The organism is Mesorhizobium sp. M0815 (assembly GCF_040319995.1).
Taxonomy (GTDB): domain Bacteria; phylum Pseudomonadota; class Alphaproteobacteria; order Rhizobiales; family Rhizobiaceae; genus Mesorhizobium.
The window spans coordinates 30045-52031 of sequence record NZ_JAMYOU010000026.1 but is presented as its reverse complement, the minus strand read 5'-3'; the positions used below and the strand labels follow the sequence as shown (position 1 = coordinate 52031).

General features: G+C 61.8%; 20 protein-coding genes and 2 pseudogenes. 21 read left to right on the top strand and 1 reads right to left on the bottom strand.

The features are described 5' to 3' along the window. Positions 1 to 63 precede the first annotated feature (63 nt). The 10 genes from NKI01_RS24110 (at position 64) to NKI01_RS24065 (ending at position 9080) form a co-directional block, all read left to right on the top strand. On the top strand, positions 64 to 774 hold the full coding sequence (locus NKI01_RS24110) for an ABC transporter permease (RefSeq protein WP_352964935.1): 711 nt from the start codon (positions 64 to 66) through the stop codon (positions 772 to 774). Beyond that, positions 774 to 1499, top strand: a complete 726-nt coding sequence (locus tag NKI01_RS24105; RefSeq protein ID WP_352964932.1) for an ABC transporter permease — start codon at positions 774 to 776, stop codon at positions 1497 to 1499. Before NKI01_RS24110 ends, NKI01_RS24105 begins: the two co-directional genes overlap by 1 nt. 65 nt (positions 1500 to 1564) lie before the next feature. After that, a complete protein-coding gene (locus tag NKI01_RS24100) occupies positions 1565 to 2755 on the top strand; it encodes an enolase C-terminal domain-like protein (protein ID WP_352964930.1) in 1191 nt (396 codons plus the stop codon). Next, entirely contained in the window at positions 2742 to 3857 is a 1116-nt protein-coding gene (locus NKI01_RS24095; RefSeq protein WP_352964929.1) for an NAD(P)/FAD-dependent oxidoreductase, read from the top strand. Before NKI01_RS24100 ends, NKI01_RS24095 begins: the two co-directional genes overlap by 14 nt. Further along, positions 3838 to 4155, top strand: a complete 318-nt coding sequence (locus NKI01_RS24090; RefSeq protein ID WP_352964927.1) for a (2Fe-2S)-binding protein — start codon at positions 3838 to 3840, stop codon at positions 4153 to 4155. Before NKI01_RS24095 ends, NKI01_RS24090 begins: the two co-directional genes overlap by 20 nt. Positions 4156 to 4161: 6 nt before the next feature. Further along, positions 4162 to 5661 (top strand): FAD-dependent oxidoreductase, encoded by a 1500-nt coding sequence (locus tag NKI01_RS24085; RefSeq protein ID WP_352964925.1) that lies wholly within the window; start codon positions 4162 to 4164, stop codon positions 5659 to 5661. Further along, complete coding sequence (locus NKI01_RS24080; RefSeq protein WP_352964922.1) at positions 5658 to 6002, top strand: RidA family protein; 345 nt, start codon at positions 5658 to 5660, stop codon at positions 6000 to 6002. Before NKI01_RS24085 ends, NKI01_RS24080 begins: the two co-directional genes overlap by 4 nt. 200 nt (positions 6003 to 6202) lie before the next feature. Then, a complete protein-coding gene (gene ocd / locus NKI01_RS24075) occupies positions 6203 to 7276 on the top strand; it encodes an ornithine cyclodeaminase (protein ID WP_352964919.1) in 1074 nt (357 codons plus the stop codon). After that, positions 7276 to 8238, top strand: a complete 963-nt coding sequence (ctlX, locus tag NKI01_RS24070) for a citrulline utilization hydrolase CtlX (protein ID WP_352964916.1) — start codon at positions 7276 to 7278, stop codon at positions 8236 to 8238. The genes ocd and ctlX overlap by 1 nt, the downstream gene beginning before the upstream one ends. Before the next feature lie 38 nt (positions 8239 to 8276). Beyond that, positions 8277 to 9080 (top strand): dimethylarginine dimethylaminohydrolase, encoded by an 804-nt coding sequence (locus NKI01_RS24065; protein WP_352964913.1) that lies wholly within the window; start codon positions 8277 to 8279, stop codon positions 9078 to 9080. Positions 9081 to 9160: 80 nt separating this feature from the next. Here NKI01_RS24065 and NKI01_RS24060 read toward each other — a convergent pair whose 3' ends face one another. After that, positions 9161 to 10042, bottom strand: coding sequence for an SAM-dependent methyltransferase (locus NKI01_RS24060; protein ID WP_352964910.1), 882 nt, complete (start codon positions 10040 to 10042; stop codon positions 9161 to 9163). Between the two features lie 438 nt (positions 10043 to 10480). On the opposite strand from NKI01_RS24060, the gene NKI01_RS24055 reads away from it, so the two are divergent. The 11 genes and pseudogenes from NKI01_RS24055 (at position 10481) to NKI01_RS24005 (ending at position 21974) form a co-directional block, all read left to right on the top strand. After that, the gene (locus NKI01_RS24055; protein ID WP_352964907.1) at positions 10481 to 11650 is read left to right on the top strand and encodes an NAD/NADP octopine/nopaline dehydrogenase family protein; all 1170 of its coding nucleotides are present in this window, start codon (positions 10481 to 10483) and stop codon (positions 11648 to 11650) included. Between the two features lie 33 nt (positions 11651 to 11683). Further along, a complete protein-coding gene (locus NKI01_RS24050) occupies positions 11684 to 12367 on the top strand; it encodes a GntR family transcriptional regulator (protein ID WP_352964904.1) in 684 nt (227 codons plus the stop codon). Between the two features lie 104 nt (positions 12368 to 12471). Then, positions 12472 to 12558 (top strand): annotated as a pseudogene (locus NKI01_RS30875) (FitA-like ribbon-helix-helix domain-containing protein); the annotation flags it as partial. A gap of 604 nt (positions 12559 to 13162) precedes the next feature. Then, positions 13163 to 14365 carry a cytochrome P450 gene (locus NKI01_RS24040; RefSeq protein ID WP_352964900.1) on the top strand — a complete coding sequence of 401 codons (1203 nt, stop codon included), beginning with the start codon at positions 13163 to 13165 and terminating at the stop codon, positions 14363 to 14365. A 91-nt stretch (positions 14366 to 14456) separates the two neighbouring features. Continuing rightward, positions 14457 to 15740 (top strand): annotated as a pseudogene (locus NKI01_RS24035) (cytochrome P450); the annotation flags it as partial. A gap of 6 nt (positions 15741 to 15746) precedes the next feature. Then, positions 15747 to 16055, top strand: a complete 309-nt coding sequence (locus NKI01_RS24030) for a ferredoxin (RefSeq protein WP_352964972.1) — start codon at positions 15747 to 15749, stop codon at positions 16053 to 16055. After that, positions 16042 to 16887 carry an SDR family oxidoreductase gene (locus tag NKI01_RS24025; RefSeq protein ID WP_352964898.1) on the top strand — a complete coding sequence of 282 codons (846 nt, stop codon included), beginning with the start codon at positions 16042 to 16044 and terminating at the stop codon, positions 16885 to 16887. Before NKI01_RS24030 ends, NKI01_RS24025 begins: the two co-directional genes overlap by 14 nt. Positions 16888 to 16892: 5 nt before the next feature. After that, positions 16893 to 18230 carry a cytochrome P450 gene (locus tag NKI01_RS24020; protein ID WP_352964896.1) on the top strand — a complete coding sequence of 446 codons (1338 nt, stop codon included), beginning with the start codon at positions 16893 to 16895 and terminating at the stop codon, positions 18228 to 18230. A 154-nt stretch (positions 18231 to 18384) separates the two neighbouring features. After that, complete coding sequence (locus NKI01_RS24015; protein WP_352964970.1) at positions 18385 to 19377, top strand: polyprenyl synthetase family protein; 993 nt, start codon at positions 18385 to 18387, stop codon at positions 19375 to 19377. A gap of 147 nt (positions 19378 to 19524) precedes the next feature. Continuing rightward, complete coding sequence (locus tag NKI01_RS24010; RefSeq protein WP_352964894.1) at positions 19525 to 21075, top strand: hypothetical protein; 1551 nt, start codon at positions 19525 to 19527, stop codon at positions 21073 to 21075. Further along, positions 21072 to 21974 carry a terpene synthase family protein gene (locus NKI01_RS24005; RefSeq protein ID WP_352964891.1) on the top strand — a complete coding sequence of 301 codons (903 nt, stop codon included), beginning with the start codon at positions 21072 to 21074 and terminating at the stop codon, positions 21972 to 21974. Before NKI01_RS24010 ends, NKI01_RS24005 begins: the two co-directional genes overlap by 4 nt. The last annotated feature ends 13 nt before the right edge of the window (positions 21975 to 21987 follow it).

Sequence of the window (21987 nt, the reverse complement as noted above, 5' to 3'; positions counted from 1 at the left end):
CGCGCCGGCAGCCAATACTCGGCGCTCCAATCTTACCTCTATTCTAAAATTTGAGTGCCAACCATGGATCTCACACAACTTGCATGGGGCGACGCCGGCTGGGGCGACGAGTTGGCCCGTGGTGCAGTCATGACATTTGTGGTGGCAACTTTCGCCTTCGCCTTGGGCATCCTTATTGGTTCGGCTTTTGCTGCTGCAAAGCTGTCAAGGTTCTGGGGGCTTAGACTCCTCGGCGATTTTTACACGACCGTTGTGCGAGGCGTTCCGGAGCTGCTGATCATCTTTCTCGTTTTCTTCGGGGGCGGATCAATGCTCCGTTACCTCGGAAATTCGCTTTTCGGGTTCGAGGGCTATGTGGAGCCGCCGGTCTTCGCCATTGGCATATTGTGCATCGGTGTGAGCGCCGGTGCCTACGCGACGGAGGTTATCCGTGCTGCCGTTCTCGCGATTCCGAAGGGTCAAATCGAGGCCGCAAGGGCGATCGGAATGGGGCCAGCCCTTCGTCTGCGGCGAATTCTGATTCCGCAGGCTGCGCGGTTTGCGCTGCCGGGCATGGGCAACGTCTGGCAATATACGCTGAAGGATACCTCTCTGATTTCTGTGGTCGGTCTCGTGGAAATTATGCGCGCCGCTGCGGTTGGGGCTGGTTCAACGAAAGAGCCGTTTACCTTCTATCTTGCGGCATTTGTTCTCTTCCTCTTGCTGACCTCCCTGTCCAACCGTGGATTTATCCGGGCTGAGAAATGGGCAAACCGCGGGGTGAGGAGCCAGTAATGGATTTCGATGCCATGCGGGATGCATTCCCGAAACTTATTGCCGCTGTACCCACCACCCTAATATTGGCTGCAGTTTCGCTTTGTCTGGGCTTCGCGCTTGCCGTGCCATTGGCCTTGATGCGTGTGTCAAACAGTCGGCTTCTTTCTGGCCTGGCGTACGCCTACGTGTACGTAGTCCGCTCAACACCGCTCCTAGTTCAAATGTTCCTGGTCTACTATGGATCCGGGCAGTTCAGAGCCTTCTTTGAAGCGGTCGGGTTATGGGTTCTCTTCCGGGATGCCTGGTTCTGCGCGATCCTTGCTCTCACACTTAGTACGGCCGCCTACAGCACCGAAATCATACGAGGCGCTATTCAGGCTGTTCCCGTAGGTCAAATTGAGGCGGCTCGCGCAGTCGGAATGTCGGGTGTCCTGCAATTCCGTCGCGTTGTCTTTCCCATCGCGATGCGCCTTGCACTGCCTGCTTACGGCAACGAAATTATCCTTATGGTTAAATCGACTTCGCTCGCTTCGACGATCACGATTGTGGAAGTCACCGGGGTGGCGAAGCAGATCATCTCCAACACATTCCAGCCGGTCGAAGTCTTCGTGATCGCAGGCGCTATCTACCTGTCAATTAATTTCATAGTCAGCCGCGCCGTCACGGTAACCGAGATATGGCTCAATCCTCATTTGCGCACCGAGCGTGCCTTCCGGTCCACGACCGCCGCGGCAACCCATTAATGGATTGGCGCATGGGCTCGGCCCAACACGCGCGGTCTTCGCCTCCATTGTTCCAGGAATTTAGAATGAACGAGAAAACAACCACAGAGACCATTGCTCCGATTGTGAGCGCAGATGTGTTCGAAATCGAAGCAAAGCTTTGCGTACCTTACAAGCTGACCGAAGGAGTATTGGTCGCAACCCAGGCAGTCCTCGTGAAGCTCACAGACGCTGACGGTATTGTGGGGTGGGGCGAAGCCAATCCCGCCGGGACGGTGGATGGCGAGACGCCGGCCGGCGTGATGCGTGTTCTGAAGGAGACGCTGTTGCCCATAGTTCTCCGCGCAGCGGAGCCAATGCCAGGCACGATCGACGCGTTGGTCGACTCGCTTCTCCCGAGCCACCTCTGCGCTAAAGGCGCCGTGTCGATGGCATTGCTGGACATTCTTGGCAAACGGTTGAACGTTTCGGCGGCGACGCTTCTCGGGGGGGCGATCCGCCGCTCGCTGCCGGTCCTGTGGCCTTTGAGCAATGGCACCGCTGAAGACGATATTCCCATCATCGAAGAGCGCGCCGCCCAAGGCTTCTCAAGCTTCATGCTGAAAATGGGCACTTCGCCCATCGCTAGCGAGATCAAACGTGTGGCAGCTTTGGAGGCGCGATACGGCGAGAGCATCAAGCTCATTGCAGATGCAAATCAAGGTTGGAGCCTCGATCAAGCGCGGGAGTTCCTGGCTGGGATAGCCAGCTCGAAACTTGCCTTTATCGAAGAGCCTTTGGCCGATGACGTTACTAAAGGCATGGCGGAACTGTCGGGCGCAAGCCAGTTTCCGCTGTCGGCGGATGAATCGATTATTGAACACACTGATGCTGCTCACCTAGCTGTCGCCGGTGCGGCAAAGGTTTTCAGCATCAAGAGCAGCAAGAATGGCGGGCCTCTGCGCGCGCAGCGCATCGCCGCAACCGCGGAAGCATTCGGCATCCAATGCTACATGAATTCGATGATCGAGTTCGGCATTACACAGGCCGCCTCACTCCAACATGCAGTCACCGTTAGAAACCTCATCGACGTTGGTCATGCTTTCATGTCGACCATGCGGCTGGTTGAGGACCCGACGGATTTTTCGTCTTTCGTGCGCAACGGCATGGTGCATCTGCCGGAGCGTCCAGGATTGGGCGTTGCGATCGATGAGGACCATGTCCGCCGGCTGACGACGTCCAGTTTCGTGCTCGGGGCCTCCAGCAACGATGTGCGTGCGAACGATGCAAAACGTTGAGTTGCTCGTCATAGGCGGCGGCCTTGTCGGCGCGTCCATCGCTTGGGGACTTGCCCGCTCAGGCGTGAAGCCGCTTGTCCTCGATGGCTCGGACTTAGACCTGCGGGCGTCGAGAGCGAATTTTGCGTTGGTGTGGGTACAAGGCAAAGGTGTGCATGCCCCCCATTATGCGCTGTGGTCCGACAGCTCGGCGAAGATATGGCCGACGATGGCTGCTGCGCTCTATGAGGATAGCGGCATCGACGTAGGCCTCATTCAAAACGGTGGCTTCACGTTTGCACTTGCGGATGAGGAACTCGAAGCCATTCGGGCGGACATGGAATGCATCGCCTCCGAAACGGCCGCCCATGCTCCAACCTTCGAACTGCTGGACAGATGTCAGACACGCGAGCGTTTGAGGCATGTGGGACCTGATGTCGTGGGATCGGTCTATTCCCCAGCGGACGGCCACGTAAACGCGCTGCGATTATTTCATGCGTTGCACGCGGCAATGATCGGAAAAGGGGCGAGCTATCGAGCCAATCACAAGGTGGACGCGATCCGGCCCGTGGCCGATGGCTTCATCGTCACGGGCGATGGCTTTTCGATTATGTCCAGCAAGATTGTGCTCGCGGCCGGACTTGAAAATGAAAGGCTCGCCCCGATGGTGGGCCTTTCATGTCCGCTCAAGCGAAGCAAGGGGCAGGTTCTTGTCACCGAAAAGTGCAAGCCTTTTCTACCCTGTCTGTCGCCAACGATCCGTCAAACTGATGAAGGCGGCGTCATGATCGGTGACAGCGAAGAGACGGACAGCTCCAGCATAGCGACGTCTTCGGACATCACTGCCGTCCTTGCAAGCCGTGCAATTCGGGTTTTCCCGTCTCTTGCAGACTTGAGCGTGGTGCGCAGCTGGACCGGATTCAGGGTCAAAACCGCCGATGGTGTACCGATCTACGATCGCTCCCCCAGCCATCCAAGCGCATTCCTGGTGGCTTGCCATTCAGGGGTGACGCTAGCGGCGAACCATGCCCTGGTCGTGGCCCCGCAGATCTACGCCTCACAGATGAGGGAAGAGCTGAGCTCATTTTCGGCAAGGAGGTTTCATGCTGACCAGATTGCGTGAAATCGAACAGTCCGTTCACTTCACCTTCGACGGCGCGTCGATGCGGGCAGAGCGCGGGGACATGCTCGCCACCGCTCTGCTTGCCGCCGGCGTTCATCAGGTGCGTCATTCGGTGGTCAGCGGTGCTCCTCGCGCTCCGTATTGCCTGATGGGTGTCTGCTTCGAATGCCTCGTCACCGTCGATGGTGTTCAAAATCGCCAGGCCTGTCTCATTGAAGTAGATGACGGAATGACCGTGCTCAGCCAAAATGGTGCATCGAGCTTGCCTCCACATTCCGGCCCTGACGAAGGGGCGTGAGGTATTATGACAGCACGTGTTGTGTCCAAGGCAGAAGACTTGCTCCCCGTCTATGACATCCTGATCGTTGGGGCAGGGCCGGCGGGAATGGCGGCTGCGATAGAAGCGTCTAACGCGGGTGCACGGGTTGTCGTGCTGGACGAAAACCCTCGTCCCGGTGGTCAGATATACCGCGAAATCACGCGCAACCGGCCCGGCGAGCGAGGCTACCTCGGCTCCGACTACTGGAAGGGAAAACCGCTTGCAGATTTGTTCGCCGAGTGCAGCGGAGACTATGCCGCGAAAGCGACCGTGTGGAGCATCGAGCACACCGAAGATGGGGAGGGCAAGGATCATCATCGCGTGGGGCTGACGGTAGCTGGTGTTGCGCGCATGATTGAGGCGGCTGCGGTGGTCCTTGCGACCGGTGCTCAAGAAAGGCCGATGTCCGTGCCCGGGTGGACTCTGCCGGGTGTCATGACGGCCGGTGCAGCCCAGATCGCACTCAAATCCTCCGGTGCCGTGCCGAGCGCACCGGTCGTCCTCGCAGGCTGCGGGCCGCTTTTATACCTCCTGGCGAGCCAGCTTGCCGATGCAGGCGGGCACAACATGACTCTTCTTGATACGTCGCAATCGCTCCTCCGGTGGGAAGCATTGCGCCACCTGCCAGGATTTCTGGGCTCGCCGTATCTGGTAAAGGGGCTTGGCCTGCTCTTCAAAACGAAACGCCATATTCGTGTGGTGACCCGAGTTCAATCGCTAGCGATCCTTGGGCAAAATACCGTCGAGGGCGTTCGTTTCGCGACTCGCCTGAAAACTGAAACACTTCAAGCCGAGACCGTTCTGCTGCATCAGGGCGTTGTACCAGCCATCAATCTTGCAACTGCCGCCGGTTGCCCCTTGACATGGAACGAGCGCCAACGCGCTTTTCAGCCAGTGACGGACGCCGAGGGGCGCACGCCAAGGCGAGGCATTCTCATCGCGGGAGACAGCGCCGGCATCGGGGGCGCTCAAGCAGCCGAAATGGGCGGACGGATTGCCGCCCTGGCTGCTCTTTCGGACCTCGGCCTCGCAAAGTCGGCCTCATCGATCAGGGACCTTCAGGGACGACGCCAGCGCTTCTTTCAGGGCAGAGACTTCCTCGACGCGCTGTACTCGCCTGCGCGTGCCTTTCTCGTCCCCTCCGATCCAGAAACGATCGTGTGTCGCTGTGAAGAGATTTCGGCGGGCAAGCTTCGCGAGGTGATTGCGCTCGGACCACCCGGTCCGAACCAATTGAAGACTTTCATTCGCTGCGGAATGGGACCGTGCCAGGGGCGCCTCTGCGCCGCGACGGTCACGGAAATCATGGCCGCCGCGAAAGGGATGAATCCTGGCGAGATAGGCACCTATCGTCTGCGCTCTCCGGTAAAGCCGGTTCGCCTGGTTGAGCTGGCGGCCCTTCCGCATGCGCCGCGCGCCTTGAAGGCCGTGACCGGCAGAGATCCGGTTGATCACCAATTTAATGAAGAAGGATACTCGTTATGACCGAACGGCTGCTTCGTACGCCTACCCTCCATCGCGTCGTTAAGCACAACGGCATCGCCTACATCGGTGGCATCGTCGCCGACGACGACAGCCAGGACATGGCCGGCCAGACCCGGGAAGTGTTGGCCAAGCTCGACACGTACCTGAAAGAGGCGGGATCGAACCGATCGAAGCTGCTCGCAGTAACGATCTTCATCACAGACATGAATGTCAAACCGGACATGGATGCGGTGTGGAAAGAGTGGTTCGCGCCGGAAGACCTGCCAGCGCGCGCAACGATCGGTATTGCTGACCTCGGCGAGCGGGCCCTGATCGAACTCATTGCCACTGCGCATTACTGAGAATTCCTTCGAGCGATCGAGCCGTCTCAGGCTGCGATGGAATTTCTCGCTGACGGGGAGGGCTCAATGAAGGACGAGACCTGCGAATTGGAAAACCCGGCGGCCAGCCCGCCGAAAATTCGGCCAGCATCTCAGCGTCGCTGTTTCTGGTGCGCATCAAGGGTAAACGCACCTCCGCCAATTGAGGAGCTAGCAAACGCATGCACGAAGAACTGAACGTCGTCCCCTTCGTCAGCGTGGACCACATGATGAAGCTGGTGAACACAACCGGCGTTGGGCGATTTCTCATTGAGCTTGCAGCGTACATCGAGGAAGACTTCCTGCGCTGGGAAAGCTTCGACAAGACACCGCGCGTTGCCTCTCATAGCGTTGACGGTGTCATCGAACTGATGCCCGCTAGTGACGGCGAAACGTACGGCTTCAAATACGTCAACGGCCATCCGAAGAACACGCACTTCGGGCGCCAGACGGTCACTGCCTTCGGGGTGCTCGCTGATGTTGGCAGCGGCTACCCTATGTTGCTGACGGAGATGACGATACTGACGGCGCTCAGGACCGCGGCGATGTCGGCCATCGCCGCCAAGTATCTTTCCCCAATGGGCGCGCGGACCATGGCCATAATTGGCAACGGCGCCCAGTCGGAGTTCCAAGCGACCGCTTTCAAAGAGATCGTCGGCGTCGACAAACTCCGACTTTACGACCTCGATTCCACCGCCACCGCCCGATGTCGGAAGAACCTGGCCGGCATGGGTTTCGAGATCAAGGCCTGCGCCTCCTCGCAGGAAGCTGTCGAAGGAGCCGAAATCGTCACCACCGTGACGGCCGACAAGCAGTATGCGACGATCCTGACCGACAACATGGTTGGCCCCGGCATCCACATCAACGCGGTCGGCGGTGACTGCCCCGGCAAGACAGAGCTCCACCGCGACATCCTTCTGCGGTCGGACATCTTCGTCGAATACCCGCCACAGACGCGGATCGAGGGCGAAATCCAGCAACTCGATCCCGATCATGCGGTGATAGAGCTCTGGCAGGTGATTGCGGGGATAGTGCCAGGCCGCTCGGGCGACCGCCAGATCACGGTGTTCGATTCGGTCGGCTTTGCCATCGAGGATTTCTCCGCGCTGCGCTATGTCCGCGACCGAGTTAAGGGCACCGGCCTCTATGAGGAGCTCGATCTCCTTGCCGATCCCGACGACCCGCGCGATCTCTTCGGCATGATCCTGCGCGCTGCGAAGGCAGCTCCCATTCCTCAGAAGATCGGAGCGATGTGATGAGCAGGCAGTCCGTACAGGCCCCCAAGGGTGTCGTGATGATCCGGCCGCGTCACTTCACGCCGAACCCGATGACCGCCGCCGACAACTCGTTTCAGTCAAATGACGAGAAGCGTGCCGCCGCGGCGGTCGCGAGCGCGGCATACGACGAGGTGACGCTTATGGCGGAAGGTCTCGCCGCTGCTGGCGTCACCGTCCATGTCTTCGAAGATAGGGCAATGACAACGCCCGATTCCGTATTTCCCAACAACTGGTTTTCGACCCACTCGGGCGGACATGTCGCCGTCTATCCGATGTACTCGGCCAATCGGCAAAAAGAGCGTCGCGGTGACGTGATCGAGATGCTGAAGAACGAATATCGGGTCCAGGACATCATCGACTATTCAGGCCTCGAGAAAGACAATGTCTTTCTCGAGGGCACCGGTGCCATGGTCCTCGATCACATTGGTCGGGTTGCCTATGCCATACGCTCAAACCGCACCAATGAATTGGCGCTCGAACGGTTTTGCACGCACTTCAACTTTGAGCCGATGGTCTTCGATGCCATCGATCGCAGCGGCAGGCCGATCTATCACACGAATGTGCTGATGTGCATCGGGACCGATTTTGCGCTGCTGGGGGCGCAGATGATTTCCGATCTCCGACGCCGGCAGGAGATCATTGCCCGACTGGAGGAAACCGGTCGTCAAGTCATCGAGCTTTCAATCGGAGAGATCGAGAACTTCGCCGGCAATGCAATAGAGCTGGAAGGCCGGGAAGGCCGTATCCTAGCTCTTTCAGCTCGTGCCGAGGGGGCGTTGAATCGGGAGCAGATATCAACGATCGAGCGTTCCGCAAAGCTCTTGTCGTTTGACGTTTCGACGATCGAGCTCGCCGGAGGCTCGGTGCGGTGCATGCTTGCTGGAATTCACTTGTCGCGGCGCGCGGCACCGACGGAACACCTGTTGTTCGCGGCTGAATAAGAGCCGCCCATTCAAAACATCTATGGGGATAGCCAACAATGTCGCAGACCAGATCAGTCTATGAGTTCAACTCGGCAATCGTCCGAGAGCCCTCCTCCTCCGTCGTCAACGGGCTGCGCGCCAACGATCGTGGCGGTCCGACTTACGAAGGTGTCAAGGCCGAGCACGAAGCCTATATCTCGGCCCTACGCAATGCCGGCGTCGCGGTCAAAGTCCTTCCGCCGCTTGAGATGTTCCCCGACTCCCTCTTCGTCGAGGACCCGGCTCTCGTGTTTACCAGTGGCGCGATTCTACTTCGTCCTGGCGCGCCAAGCCGTGTCGACGAAACAGTGGAACTCATCCCGGTCCTGCGCGACATGTTTGAGACTGTGCTGGAACTGCCGGCTCCTGGCCAGGCGGACGGGGGCGACATCATGTATACGCCAATGGGGGTGCTGATTGGCCTCTCGGCGCGCACCGATAGGATAGGTGCAGAGGCGCTAATTGCCTGCATCGGAAAGCTCGGCGGAAAGGCCCATGTGGCCGAGACACCAAAGGGTGTTTTGCACTTCAAAACAGCATCGTCGCTGCTCGACGACGAATCCGTGATTTCGACGGCTGCACTTGCCGACGCTGCCGCATTCAATGGTTTCCGCAGAATCGTCGTCCCGGAAGGCGAAGAGCCAGCTGCGAATGTGCTTCGGGTCAATGACGTCGTCTTCGCCAGTGCCCATTACCCTCGCACTCTCGAGATGCTTGACAAGGAGGGCTACAGGGTCGTTCCGCTGAAGACTGTCGAAATTGAGAAAATTGACGCCGGGCTTTCCTGCATGTCACTCCGCTGGTATCGGGAAACCCAATAGGCTGCTCTTGGAGAGCCGAGATCACATTGGCTTAGCAGGAGCGACGCACAGCGTGAGGCCTACAGGCACCCACGGTTCAATCATAACGAAACCAAATCGATCAACCCCGTTTTATCTCCATTCAAAGCATAATGCCGCCCCGATTCAACCTGGATAGGTTCTTGCAGAGGGTGAAAGGCGGCCAACCAATGCCCCCTCCGACCCTTGGAAGTGACGAGGAATTTCCCAAAATGGGCATCAAAATATGATGTCATTCCGTGGCAGAGACCCGTATTGTGGGCTATGATATGGTGCTCTACCCGATCCAGAGCGTTTGGATTTAGATAGTCATAGTTCCTTAAAATAAAGGTTGGCGAGAGAGGTACCGGATCGTGCTGCATCTGGCTTACCGGGAAGTAAGAGTGTTCCGAAAACAAATTAAAACCAGAAAGATCGAACCCGCATTGGTTGAACACGGAATTTCTCTGAAAAGCCTTGGCGTCAGTGCAGAGAAAGCCGAATTGCTGGACCCAATTCGGCATAATGACTGTAGTGGAACTCGCGATCTGCCGGATGTCCTCGGCAATCGTTTCATATCCCTCACCAACGACTCCAGCGTCCAATGTCTCCGTGAAAATGATGTCGGGTGCTGAAGGAAGATCGCCGTCAAGAATTGCTTGCCTCGAGGATTTTGCAATCACCGCGATGCGATCCTGCAACTCGTTGGCCTTGATAATCTCCCGCGCCGCGCCAGCAATTCGCTCGTCCATCTCGCATGAGAATACCTTTCCAGCCCCGTACCTAGCGAAGAGCATCGCCGGAAGACCAGCCCCAGTTCCTATTTCAACAATAGTTTTCCCTCTGACATTAGAAGATGCAATCGCCGCTTCAATTGCCGCATTTCGTGCGGAGTCGTGCATCATTGTGAAATGCCATCTGGGAACTTTAGCATCCGCGTGAGCGAATGTATTGGTTTCATTCATTTGATACCTCCAGTTCGGCGTCCACGCTATATAGCTTCAAAGCACCTCTTCCGAAGGCCACAAGCTGCTCTTCAGCCAAATCTCAAGCTTCCGTACGGCCGCGTTGGTCGCGATAAAGCAGCAAAAATCGTGCCGGACACAAACGTAAGGCCGTGTCCGCCACGCGGTGCAGCGGGCTGCAAATGCCTCTGATCGTTCTGATCGAGGCGTTGCCTGGAGCGAAGGCGACAGGGGTTTTGTCGAATTCTCGACATGGAGCTCGCCGCCCAGCTGAAGTGCATCTCTTGATTATAATAGGAAAATCATCATGAGCCCTCCTCCTCTACGGAGTTGGCGCAATTTTTGCGGGTGCTCTACAGGGGGGGGCCTCTTTCATGCACCCACCGCTCAGGGCTGGCGCTACCTGGCGGGACAATCACCAACCGAGAGAGAGCGACAGTGGGTTCCAAAATGCGAGTTTCGATCATTGGTGCCGGAAATTGTGGATGCGCTTTTGCGGTTGATTTGATCAACCGTGGATTCGGCGTCCTTCTTTACGGTCACCCACATCACCGCCGTAACATTGATGCGATCCGGCGAGATGGTCACCTGACGGCTCGTATGAAGATCGAGGGGCAGTTTGAGCCGACTGTCACCACGGAGATGGCTACTGCCGTAGAATTTTCCCGTGTTCTTGTAGTCACCGTTCCATCGTATGGGCATGACGACATCGTTAGCGAACTAAAGGACTTCGATCTGAGCCGTCACATCATCGTGGCGATCAACGGCAATTTCTTCGCGTTAGCCTGCTCAAGAGAGTTGAACGCCCTGACCATCTTGGAAACCAATGCGTCACCATATGCATCTTGGATCCAGAAGGGCGAAGTTTTGGTCGCGGGTATCAAAGCCAGTCTGCCGATCGCCGCTTTCCCTAATACGCTGGATGAGAAGCAATGGTCGCAGATCGCGAATATATTTCCCCAGCCGCTCCAATTGCACAATAATGTGTTCGAGATTGGGATGCAGTCCAACAACGGAGTGATACATCCGGTTGCAGCGATCCTCAACACAGGTCGGATCGAAAGCACAAAAGGAGAATTTTTCTTCTATCGGGACGGAATCTCATCCTCGGTCGGGAAAGTCATCGAAGCTGTGGACATAGAGCGTCTGGCGATCGCCGATGCTTTGGGTTTCCGACTCCAGACATTCCTGCAGGAAATGGTGGGCTTCTATGGCGGATCCTTCGACACATTCTCAGATTTTGCATTTCATACGCGCGTTCACAATACAACCAGGGCAACCCCGGTCCATATGCAAGACAGATATGTGGTGGAGGACATACCGTATATTTTAGTGCCTTGGTACGAGCTCGGGGCCAAAGTAGGCGTAGACGCTCGAACCATAAAGGCTTTTGTGGACATCGCGTCAGCAATGAATGGGAATAACTATTTTGAGAGCGGCCGTAACCTCAGGCGACTGGGTATGGCTCATATGTCGAGGAGGGAACTTTCGCAATTTGTCGAGAACGCGACATGCCATTCACCGTCGTCTTCGCCATCGGGCCATGTAACCCCCTCAATGGAGAGCACCTCGTTTGCTTTAGCCAGCGTCGGAGACGTTGGGACTTGAGACTGTAAGGGAAGCGGTCCTATGGAGCACAGCGTGGACAGGCAGGAAAGTGTTAGCAGTAGCCTTAAGCTTCTTCGAAGAGTTTCCATCTCGGAACTTGTCTACGAGCAAGTTCATGAAAAGATTCTTTCGGGCGAATTGCAGCCCGGCAAACACATGAACGAGAACCGGCTGGCTGGCTCATTGGGCGTGAGTAGGGCCTCCGTTCGGGAAGCTCTTCGACAACTCGAAAAAGATGGCTTGATTGAAATCACCAAAAACAAAGGGCCCTTTGTCCGCGATGTGCCGCCTGAAGAGGCGTGGGCTCTCTATGACGTACGCGCCTCTTTGGAGGCGCTCGCCGCCGAACTGGCCGCGAAAAACCGGACCGATGCTGATCTAAGACTCTTGGCGCAATGCCTTCATAGCTCAGAGTGCTCTATCATACTCGCGGACGCGGCATCGGTGTTTGACAATGCGGTCAATTTTCATCGGCTTGTTGCGGAAATGTCGGATAGCCAGATCGTTCTTAAGATGCTGAAGATGATCTGGGGGCAGATTGCCTTATTTCGCAAAAAATTCCCGCAACTTAGTCCGGGGCAGTCGAACGACAGCGTAGAAAAACGCATTTTCTCAGCAATTCACGATCGAAACTCAAAAGAAGCGTCGGTTTTGATGAGAGCATACATATTGGACGCCAAAGATCAAATGATAAGGCGCACCGCAAAAAATCATTAGTCGTGGTTGGATGACCACTTGCATGCGAATTCCCGTTTGTCACGTCTATGAGTGAACCGCAATTTGAAAAATGAATGCGTAGAATATTCTTATAAGGTGATGCCATGGCCGTGCTGACAGTACGCAATCTGCCCGACGACGTGCATCGCGCGCTACGGGTACGGGCCGCTCAACACGGGCACAGCGACGATCTGGCTTCGGCCCTGATCGTCGCGCGCGACAACGGCGAGCTCGTTTCCGACACCGAGCTCATCGACATCCTGTTCATGGTGCTCACTGCGGGCTTCGTGACCACCACCGCCGTCATCCGAAATGGCGTGCTGGCATTGCTGACGCATCCGCAGCAAATGCACTTGGTGCGCAGCGGCCAAGTTCCGTGGTCGCAGGCGATCGAGGAGATCCTGCGCTGGGGCAGCACAGTGGCCAATCTGCCGTTCCGCTATGCCACCCAGGACGTGGAGATCGACGGATGCACGGGGCCGCCGCGGCGACGCCGTCCTGATGGCGTTCCATGCGGCGAACCGGGACGAAAAGGCCTTCGGTCCCGGCCCCGACAGGTTCGATATCACGAACCCGCACCTGTCGTTCGGCCAGGGGCCGCATTTCTGCCTGGGCGCTGCGCTGGCGGGCCTGCAATTGAGCTGCGCCTTCCCCGCGCTATTCGTGCGGCTGGAGGATCTGGCGGCGACCATCGCCGCGGAGGACGTCGTCTACACGGCTTCTTACGTCATTTGCTGCCGCCGCGCCTGCCGGTGGCCTTCCGCCCTTCCATCGCTTAGAGAGTGAAGTGTCACCATGTCCGAACAACCCTTGCCGACGCTGCCGATGTGGCGCGTCGATCACATCGAGCCCTCGCCCGAGATGTTGGCGCTACGCGCCAAGGGTCCGATCCACCGCGTGCGCTTCCCGTCCGGGCACGAAGGCTGGTGGGTAACAGGCTACGACGAAGCCAAGGCGGTGCTGTCCGACGCGGAGTTCCGGCCCTCGGGAATGCCGCCGGCGGCATTCACCCCGGATTCGGTGATTCTCGGATCGCCGGGGTGGTTGGTCTCGCACGACGGGGGCGAGCATGCTCGGTTACGCAGGATCGTGGCGCCGGCCTTCAGCAACCGCAGGGTGAAGCTGCTGGAGCAGCAGGTCGAGGCGATCGCCGCGCAGTTGTTCGACACGCTGGCGGCCCAGCCCCAGCCCGCCGACCTGCGGCGCCACCTCTCCTTTCCGCTTCCGGCCATGGTCATCAGCGCGCTGATGGGCGTGCTCTACGAGGATCACGCCTTTTTCGCCGGGCTGTCCGACGAGGTGATGACGCACCAGCATGAAAGCGGCCCGCGCTGCGCGTCGCGCCTGGCCTGGGAAGAACTGCGCGCCTACATTCGCCGCAAGATGCGGGACAAGCGCCAGCATCCTGGCGACAACCTGCTGACGGATCTGCTCGCGGCGGTCGACCAGGGCAAGGCGACCGAGGAAGAGGCGATCGGCCTGGCGACGGGCATGCTGGTGGCGGGGCACGAGAGCACCGTCGCGCAGATCGAATTCGGCCTGCTGGCCATGTTCCGCCATCCGCAACAGCGCGAACGCCTGGTCGGCGATCCATCCCTGGTGGACAAGGCGGTGGAGGAAATCCTGCGCATGTACCCGCCGGGCGCGGGCTGGGACGGCATCATGCGCTATCCGAGGACCGACGTGACCATCGCGGGCGTGCATGTTCCCGCGGAGAGCAAGGTGCTGGTTGGCCTGCCGGCGACGTCGTTCGATCCACGCCATTTCGACGACCCGGAAATCTTCGACATCGGACGCGACGAAAACCCGCACCTGGCGTTCTCCCATGGGCCGCACTACTGCATCGGCGTGGCGCTGGCCAGGCTGGAACTCAAGGTGGTGTTCGGTTCGATCTTCCAGCGCTTTCCCGCGCTGCGCCTGGCCGTGGCGCCCGAAGAACTGAAGTTGCGCAAGGAAATCATCACTGGCGGGTTCGAGGAGTTCCCGGTGCTCTGGTGATGCGCGGACGCCGGGAATCGCGATCTTCTCCGCAATTTGCCGGCGCGCCTGGCGCGCGCCGGTCGGATCAGCCAGCCAACAGGTGACCAAGATGGACGTGCAAGAAACCACGGCAGCATGCCGGGACGCCTTCGCCGAACTGGCGTCGCCAGCGTGCATCCACGACCCGTATCCGTTCATGCGGTGGTTGCGCGAGCACGATCCGGTGCATCGCGCGGCGTCGGGCCTCTTTCTGTTGAGCCGCCACGCCGACATCTATTGGGCGCTCAAGGCCACGGGCGATGCGTTTCGGGGACCGGCGCCGGGCGAACTGGCGCGCTATTTCCCGCGTGCGGCGACCAGCCTGTCGCTCAGTTTGCTGGCGTCCACTTTAGCGATGAAGGAACCTCCAACGCATACGCGTCTGCGCCGGCTGATCTCGCGCGATTTCACCATGGGCCAGATCGACAACCTGAGGCCGACCATCGCTCGCATCGTTGCAGCGCGCCTGGACGGCATAGCGCCCGCGCTGGAGCGCGGGGAGGCGGTGGACCTGCATCGGGAATTCGCGCTGGCCTTGCCCATGCTGGTTTTCGGCGAACTGTTCGGCATGCCCCAGGAAGACATGTTGGGGCTCGTCGCCGGCATCAGCGCCATTCTGGAAGGCCTGAGCCCGCACGCCAGCGATCCCCAGCTCGCCGCGGCGGACGCGGCCAGCGCCAGGGTGCAGGCCTACTTCGGCGACCTCATACAGCGCAAGCGCACCGATTCCCGCCACGACATCGTGTCAATGCTGGTCGGCGCACACGACGACGATGCCGACATGCTGTCGGATGCGGAGTTGATCAGCATGCTGTGGGGCATGCTGCTGGGCGGCTTCGCCACCACTGCTGCGGCCATAGACCATGCGGTCCTGGCGATGCTGGCGTATCCCGAACAGCGGCACTGGCTGCAGGGAGATGCCGTGGGGGTGAAGGCGTTCGTCGAAGAAGTCCTGCGCTGCGACGCGCCCGCCATGTTCAGCTCCATTCCGCGTATCGCCCAGCGCGACATCGCACTGGGCGGCGTGGTGATCCCGAAGAACGCGGACGTGCGCGTGCTGATCGCGGCCGGCAATCGCGACCCGGACGCCTTCGCCGATCCCGACCGCTTCGATCCCGCGCGGTTCTACGGCACCAGTCCTGGCATGTCGACCGACGGGAAGATCATGCTGAGCTTCGGCCACGGCATCCACTTCTGCCTCGGTGCGCAACTGGCCCGGGTGCAGTTGGCCGAGAGCCTGCCGCGGATCCAGGCGCGCTTCCCCACGCTGGCATTGGCCGAGCGGCCGACCCGGGAGCCCTCCGCGTTCCTTAGGACGTTCCGCGCCCTGCCGGTGCGGCTGCATGCGCAGGGGGCTGAGATGCGCGTCGTGGTCGACCAGGATCTGTGCGGAACTACCGGGCAGTGCGCGCTGACGCTGCCGGGCACCTTTCGCCAGCGCGAACCGGACGGCGTGGCCGAAGTGTGCGTGGCGACGGTCCCGCAGGCGCTGCACGCCGCCGTGCGGCTTGCGGCCAGCCAGTGCCCGGTCGCCGCCATTCGGGTCATCGAAAGCCACGCTGGCGATGACGAGCGCGCCAGCGCCGATCCTGCGCCCTCTCCGGCGAGGGTCGGGCGGCATGCCGCGAAAGACCAACATAATCAGGGAGGACACGATGGGACGGTTTGAGGGCAAGGTTGCCGTGGTGACCGGCGCTGGCGCGGGCATCGGCAAGGCATGCGCCCTCGCCATCGCGCGGGAGGGGGGCCGAGTGGTGGTGGCCGACATTGATGGCTCCGCGGCCATCTCCTGCACCGCGCAGATCGCGGCCGAAGCGGGCCACGCGCTGGCCCTGGCCATGGACATCGCCGATGCGCAGGCGGTGGCAGCGCTGTTCGAGACGGCGGAGCGGCACTTCGGTGGGGTCGACCTGCTGGTGAACAACGCGAGCGCCATGCATCTGACCCCGCGCGACCGCGCGATCCTCGACCTGGACCTGGCGGTCTGGGATCAGACCATGGCGACCAATCTGCGCGGCACGCTGCTCTGCTGCCGACAGGCTATCCCACGGATGATCGCCCGCGGCGGTGGCGCGATCGTCAACATGTCGTCGTGCCAGGGGCTCAGCGGTGACACCGCGCAGACGTCCTACGCCGCGTCGAAGGCGGCGATGAACATGCTGTCGGCCTCGCTCGCCACCCAGTACGGTCATGCGCAGATCCGCTGCAACGCGGTTGCGCCGGGCCTCGTCATGACCGAGCGTCTCCTCGCCAAGCTGGACGAGTGCATGCAACGGCATCTGCGCCGGCACCAGCTCCTGCCGCGCGTCGGCCGCCCCGAGGACGTGGCCGCACTGGTGGCGTTCCTGCTCTCCGACGATGCTGCGTTCATCACCGGCCAGGTCGTGTGCATCGACGGCGGCATGCTGGCCCATGTGCCGACGTACGCCGACGGTGGCAACAGCTGCGCCGCGCGGCCTGCCGGCGACACCGCCGAAGCGGCCGCGGCGGCGCGCTGCTGACGGACATGCTGCTCAACCCGCTCAACCGTCGGCACCGGCTGCGATACGACATCCCGGTCATGCCCGGCGCTTTCCCCCTGGTCGGGCATCTTCCCGCCATCGTCTGCGACCTGCCGCGCCTGCTGCGGCGCGCGGAACGGACGCTGGGCAGCCACTTCTGGCTGGATTTCGGCCCTGCCGGACACCTGATGACCTGCGTGCATCCGGATGCGTTCGCACTGCTCCGGCACAAGGACGTGTCCTCGGCGCTGATCGAAGAGATCGCGCCCGAATTGCTTGGCGGAACGTTGGTTGCCCAGGACGGCCGCGCGCACCGGCAAGCGCGCGATGCGATCAAGGCGGCGTTCCTGCCCAAGGGGCTGACCCAGGCCGGCATCGGCGACCTGTTCGCGCCCGTCATCTGGGCGCGGGTGCAGGCGTGGCGCGAGCGCGGCGACGTAACCATCCTGCGCGAAACCGGCGACCTGATGCTCAAGCTCATCTTCAGCCTCATGGGAATCCCCGCGCAGGACCTGCCGGGATGGCATCGCAAATACCGGCAACTGCTGCAGTTGATCGTCGCGCCCCCGGTCGACCTGCCCGGACTGCCCTTGCGGCGAGGCCGCGCCGCCCGCGACTGGATCGACGCGCAGTTGCGCCATTTGGTCCGCGACGCGCGCGCGCATGCCGCGCGCACCGGGCTGATCAACGACATGGTGAGCGCCTTCGACCGCAGCGACGATGCGCTCTCCGACGACGTCCTGGTCGCCAATATCCGCTTGCTGCTGCTTGCCGGTCACGACACCACTGCCTCAACGATGGCCTGGATGGTGATCGAGCTGGCGCGGCAGCCTGTGCTGTGGGATGCCCTAGTCGAGGAGGCGCAACGCGTGGGCGCGGTGCCGATCCGGCACGCGGACCTGGCACAGTGTCCGGTCGCCGAGGCACTATTCCGCGAGACGCTGCGCCTGCATCCGGCGACCACGCTCCTGCCGCGTCGCGCGCTGCAGGAATTGCAACTCGGCCAACGGCGCATTCCCGCGGGCACCCATCTGTGCATCCCGCTGCTGCATTTCTCGACCTCGGCGCTGCTGCACGAGGCGCCTGATCAGTTCCGCCTGGCGCGGTGGCTGCAACGCACGGAGCCGATCCGGCCGGTGGACATGCTGCAGTTCGGTACCGGCCCACACGTCTGCATCGGCTACCACCTGGTATGGCTGGAAATGGTGCAGTTCTGCATCGCCTTGGCGCTGACCATGCACAAGGCCGGGGTGCAGCCGCGGTTGCTGAGCGGCGTCGAAAAAGGCCGGCGCTATTACCCGACCGCACATCCGTCCATGGCAATCCGCATAGGCTTCTCATGAGCTGGCATCGCATGTCCCGTCTGGCGAGGCAGCGGCGCCGGCGAGGCGCGGCATTGCTGCACTCAGCGCACGCGCTCGGTGCGACGCCGGCAACACCGCTGCGGCTTGGCGCTCGCCGTGGCCATCTCGTGTCAGGTACAAGGACATGAAAAACATGCAGACCGGTTCCACGCTACACGACGACCGAATTGGCGTTTCCGCGCTCCGCGGATTGGGCGCGCAGGCGCGCGGCGCATCCGGCAGGCTGCTGCCGGAGATCTGGATGCAGGACGGCGCAAAGCGGGTCGAACAGGCGCTGGCGCGTCTTCTCTGCGCCGAAGACGACGGTGAGACCGAGCTGATGGCGGCGATGCGCTACGCCACCTTGCATGGCGGGAAGCGCACCCGCGCCTTGCTCTGTCTGGCTGCCGGCGCACTGGCCGACACGCCGGCGCACATGCTCGACGACGTCGGCGCCGCCATCGAGATGATGCACGCCTGTACCCTGGTCCACGACGATTTGCCCGCGATGGACGACGACGTGCTTCGCCGCGGCCTTCCGACCGTGCATGTCAAGTTCGGCGAAGCCACTGCGATCCTGGTCGGCGATGCGCTGCAGGCGCACGCCTTCCTGACCCTGGCGAGCCTGGATGCGCCGGGCGACAACCGTATCGCGCTCGTGCGCGAACTGGCGCAGGCCGTGTCCGCCGAGGGTGCCGCAGGCGGGCAGGCCATGGATCTGTCGCTGGTCGGAAAGCACGCCGAGCTGGACAGGATCGTGGCGATGCACCGGAAGAAGAGCGGAGCGCTAGTGCGCGCGTCCGTTCGCATGGGCGCGCTATACTCCATCGCGGAGGATGCCGCGCACGCTGCGCTGTACTGTGCGCTCGATCGCTACACCGCCTGTTTCGGCCTGGCGTTGCAGGTGGTCGACGACATTCTCGACGCGACAGCGGATACCGCGACGCTGGGCAAGACCCCCGGTAAGGACGCGGCGGCGCAGAAGCCGACCTGCGCGTCGATCATGGGGCTGCAGGCAGCGCGCCAGTTCGCGCTGGATTTGTTGCGCGACGCCAGGGAGGCCATCGTCCCGCTGGGGCCGCGCGCGGAACGGTTGGCGCAGATGCTGCAGCGGGCCAACGCGTATCTGTCCGCGCCATACGCATGAGCGCGTCCGTCCGCATGGACTCGCCCCTGTGCTGCTGCGATCGGCCGGCGGGCGGTGCATGCTGCACTGTGTCCGAACCGTCGGCGACGTGCGCGGCGTCTGCCCGATCCTGGTTGTCGTTAGCCCTCTGCAGAAGGAACATCCCGCGTGAACGCGCTTTCCGAACATATCCTTTCCGAATTGCGCCACCTGCTGAGCGAGATGAGCGACGGCGGCAGCGTCGGTCCGTCCGTCTACGACACGGCGCGAGCTCTGCAGTTCCACGGCAACGTCACCGGTCGGCAGGATGCATACGCGTGGCTCATCGCGCAGCAACAGGCCGATGGCGGATGGGGAAGCGCGGACTTCCCGCTGTTCCGCCTTGCGCCCACGTGGGCGGCGTTGCTGGCATTGCAGCGTGCCGATCCTCTTCCCGGCGCTGCCGACGCAGTCCAGGCTGCAACCCGGTTCCTCGAACGCCATCCCGATCCCTACGCGCATGCGGTGCCGGACGACGCGCCGATCGGCGCGGAGCTGATCCTGCCGCAGTTGTGCGGCGAGGCCGCATCCTTGCTGGGCGGCGTGGCGTTTCCGCGCCACCCGGCGCTGTTGCCGTTGCGGCAAGCGTGCCTGGTCAAGCTGGCGGCGGTGGCGACATTGCCGAGCGGCCATCCGTTGCTGCACTCCTGGGAAGCCTGGGGAACGTCGCCGACCACCGCATGCCCGGACGACGACGGCAGCATCGGTATCAGTCCGGCGGCCACCGCCGCGTGGCGTGCGCACGCCGTGACACAGGGAAGCACGCCGCAGGTCGGGCGCGCCGACGCGTATATGCAGGCGGCATCGCGGGCGACGCGCAGCGGCATCGAAGGTGTCGTTCCCAACGTCTGGCCGATCAATGTGTTCGAGCCATGCTGGTCGCTGTACACCCTGCATCTGGCCGGGCTGTTCGCGCATCCCGCGCTCGCCGAGGCGGTGCAAGTGATCGTCGCGCAGCTCGACGCCCGCCTGGGCGTGCGCGGTCTGGGCCCGGCCTTGCACTTCGCGGCCGATGCGGACGACACAGCCGTTGCGTTGTGCGTCCTGCGCCTCGCAGGCCGCGACCCGGCGATCGATGCGTTGCGCCATTTCGAAATCGGCGAGCTGTTCGTCACCTTCCCCGGCGAGCGCAATGCCTCGGTGTCGACCAACATCCATGCCCTGCATGCGTTGCGGATGTTGGGAAAGCCCGCGGCCGGCACCAGCGCCTACGTCGAGGCCAATCGCAACCCGGACGGTCTATGGGACAACGAAAAATGGCACGTTTCGTGGCTGTATCCCACCGCGCATGCGGTCGCTGCGCTGGCGCAAGGCAAGCCCCAGTGGCGCGACGAGCGCGCGCTGGCGGCGCTGCTGCAGGCGCAGCGCGGCGACGGCGGCTGGGGCGCCGGTCGCGCGTCCACATTCGAGGAAACCGCCTATGCGCTGTTCGCGTTGCACGTGATGGACGGGAGCGAAGAGCCGACAGGGCGCCGGCGCATCGCGGAGGCGGTGGCGCGTGCGCTGGAGTGGATGCTCGCCCGCCATGCGGCGCATGCATGGCCGCAGATGCCGCTGTGGATCGGCAAGGAACTGTATTGCCCCACCCGGGTGGTGCGCGTGGCCGAACTCGCCGGGTTGTGGCTGGCGCTTCGTTGGGGGCGGCGCGTCCTGGCCGAGGGAGCAGGAGCGGCGCCATGATCCAGACCGAACGCGCGCTGCAGCAGGTGCTGGAGTGGGGGCGTTCCCTGACCGGGTTCGCCGACGAGCATGCCGTGGAAGCGGTCAGGGGCGGCCAGTACATCCTGCAGCGCATTCACCCGAGCCTGCGCGACACCAGCGCCCGCACCGGCCGCGATCCGCAGGACGAAACGCTGATCGTGGCGTTCTATCGCGAACTGGCGCTGCTGTTCTGGCTCGACGATTGCAACGACCTTGGCCTGATCGCGCCGGAGCAGCTCGCCGCGGTGGAGCAGGCGCTGGGGCAGGGCGTGCCGTGCGCGCTCCCCGGATTCGATGGCTGCGCTGTGCTGCGCGCTTCGCTGGCCGCGCTCGCCTACGATCGTCGCGACTATGCTCAGCTTCTCGACGATACCCGGTGCTACTGCGCGGCGCTGCGCGCCGGACACGCGCAGGCGGCAGGGGCGGAACGCTGGTCCTACGCCGAGTACCTGCACAACGGCATCGATTCGATCGCCTACACGAACGTGTTCTGTTGCCTGTCGTTGCTGTGGGGACTGGACATGGCGACCTTGCGCGCGGGTCCGGCGTTTCGCCAGGTCCTGCGGCTCATCTCCGCGATAGGGCGCCTGCAGAACGATCTGCATGGACGCGACAAGGACAGGTCGGCCGGCGAGGCCGACAACGCGGCAATCCTGCTGCTGCAGCGCTATCCGGCTATGCCTGTGGAGGAGTTTCTCAACGACGAGCTGGCCGGCCATATGCGCATGCTGCGCCGGATGATGGCGGAAGAACGCTTTCCCGCGCCGTGGAGACCGTTGATCGAGGCCATGGCGGCCATCCGCGCGCAGTACTACCAGACCTCGACCAGCCGCTACCGCAGCGACGCTGCGGGCGGAGGCCAGCGTGCGCCGGCCTGAACGCGCGGGAGGC

Bases quoted from the DNA above. Each gene is read 5' to 3' on its own strand.
- NKI01_RS24110 (WP_352964935.1), top strand. From the start codon at position 64: ATGGATCTCACACAACTTGCATGGGGCGACGCCGGCTGGGGCGACGAG.
- NKI01_RS24105 (WP_352964932.1), top strand. From the start codon at position 774: ATGGATTTCGATGCCATGCGGGATGCATTCCCGAAACTTATTGCCGCT.
- NKI01_RS24100 (WP_352964930.1), top strand. From the start codon at position 1,565: ATGAACGAGAAAACAACCACAGAGACCATTGCTCCGATTGTGAGCGCA.
- NKI01_RS24095 (WP_352964929.1), top strand. From the start codon at position 2,742: ATGCAAAACGTTGAGTTGCTCGTCATAGGCGGCGGCCTTGTCGGCGCG.
- NKI01_RS24090 (WP_352964927.1), top strand. From the start codon at position 3,838: ATGCTGACCAGATTGCGTGAAATCGAACAGTCCGTTCACTTCACCTTC.
- NKI01_RS24085 (WP_352964925.1), top strand. From the start codon at position 4,162: ATGACAGCACGTGTTGTGTCCAAGGCAGAAGACTTGCTCCCCGTCTAT.
- NKI01_RS24080 (WP_352964922.1), top strand. From the start codon at position 5,658: ATGACCGAACGGCTGCTTCGTACGCCTACCCTCCATCGCGTCGTTAAG.
- ocd (WP_352964919.1), top strand. From the start codon at position 6,203: ATGCACGAAGAACTGAACGTCGTCCCCTTCGTCAGCGTGGACCACATG.
- ctlX (WP_352964916.1), top strand. From the start codon at position 7,276: ATGAGCAGGCAGTCCGTACAGGCCCCCAAGGGTGTCGTGATGATCCGG.
- NKI01_RS24065 (WP_352964913.1), top strand. From the start codon at position 8,277: ATGTCGCAGACCAGATCAGTCTATGAGTTCAACTCGGCAATCGTCCGA.
- NKI01_RS24060 (WP_352964910.1), bottom strand. From the start codon at position 10,042: ATGAATGAAACCAATACATTCGCTCACGCGGATGCTAAAGTTCCCAGA.
- NKI01_RS24040 (WP_352964900.1), top strand. From the start codon at position 13,163: ATGTCCGAACAACCCTTGCCGACGCTGCCGATGTGGCGCGTCGATCAC.
- NKI01_RS24030 (WP_352964972.1), top strand. From the start codon at position 15,747: ATGCGCGTCGTGGTCGACCAGGATCTGTGCGGAACTACCGGGCAGTGC.
- NKI01_RS24025 (WP_352964898.1), top strand. From the start codon at position 16,042: ATGGGACGGTTTGAGGGCAAGGTTGCCGTGGTGACCGGCGCTGGCGCG.
- NKI01_RS24020 (WP_352964896.1), top strand. From the start codon at position 16,893: ATGCTGCTCAACCCGCTCAACCGTCGGCACCGGCTGCGATACGACATC.
- NKI01_RS24015 (WP_352964970.1), top strand. From the start codon at position 18,385: ATGCAGACCGGTTCCACGCTACACGACGACCGAATTGGCGTTTCCGCG.
- NKI01_RS24005 (WP_352964891.1), top strand. From the start codon at position 21,072: ATGATCCAGACCGAACGCGCGCTGCAGCAGGTGCTGGAGTGGGGGCGT.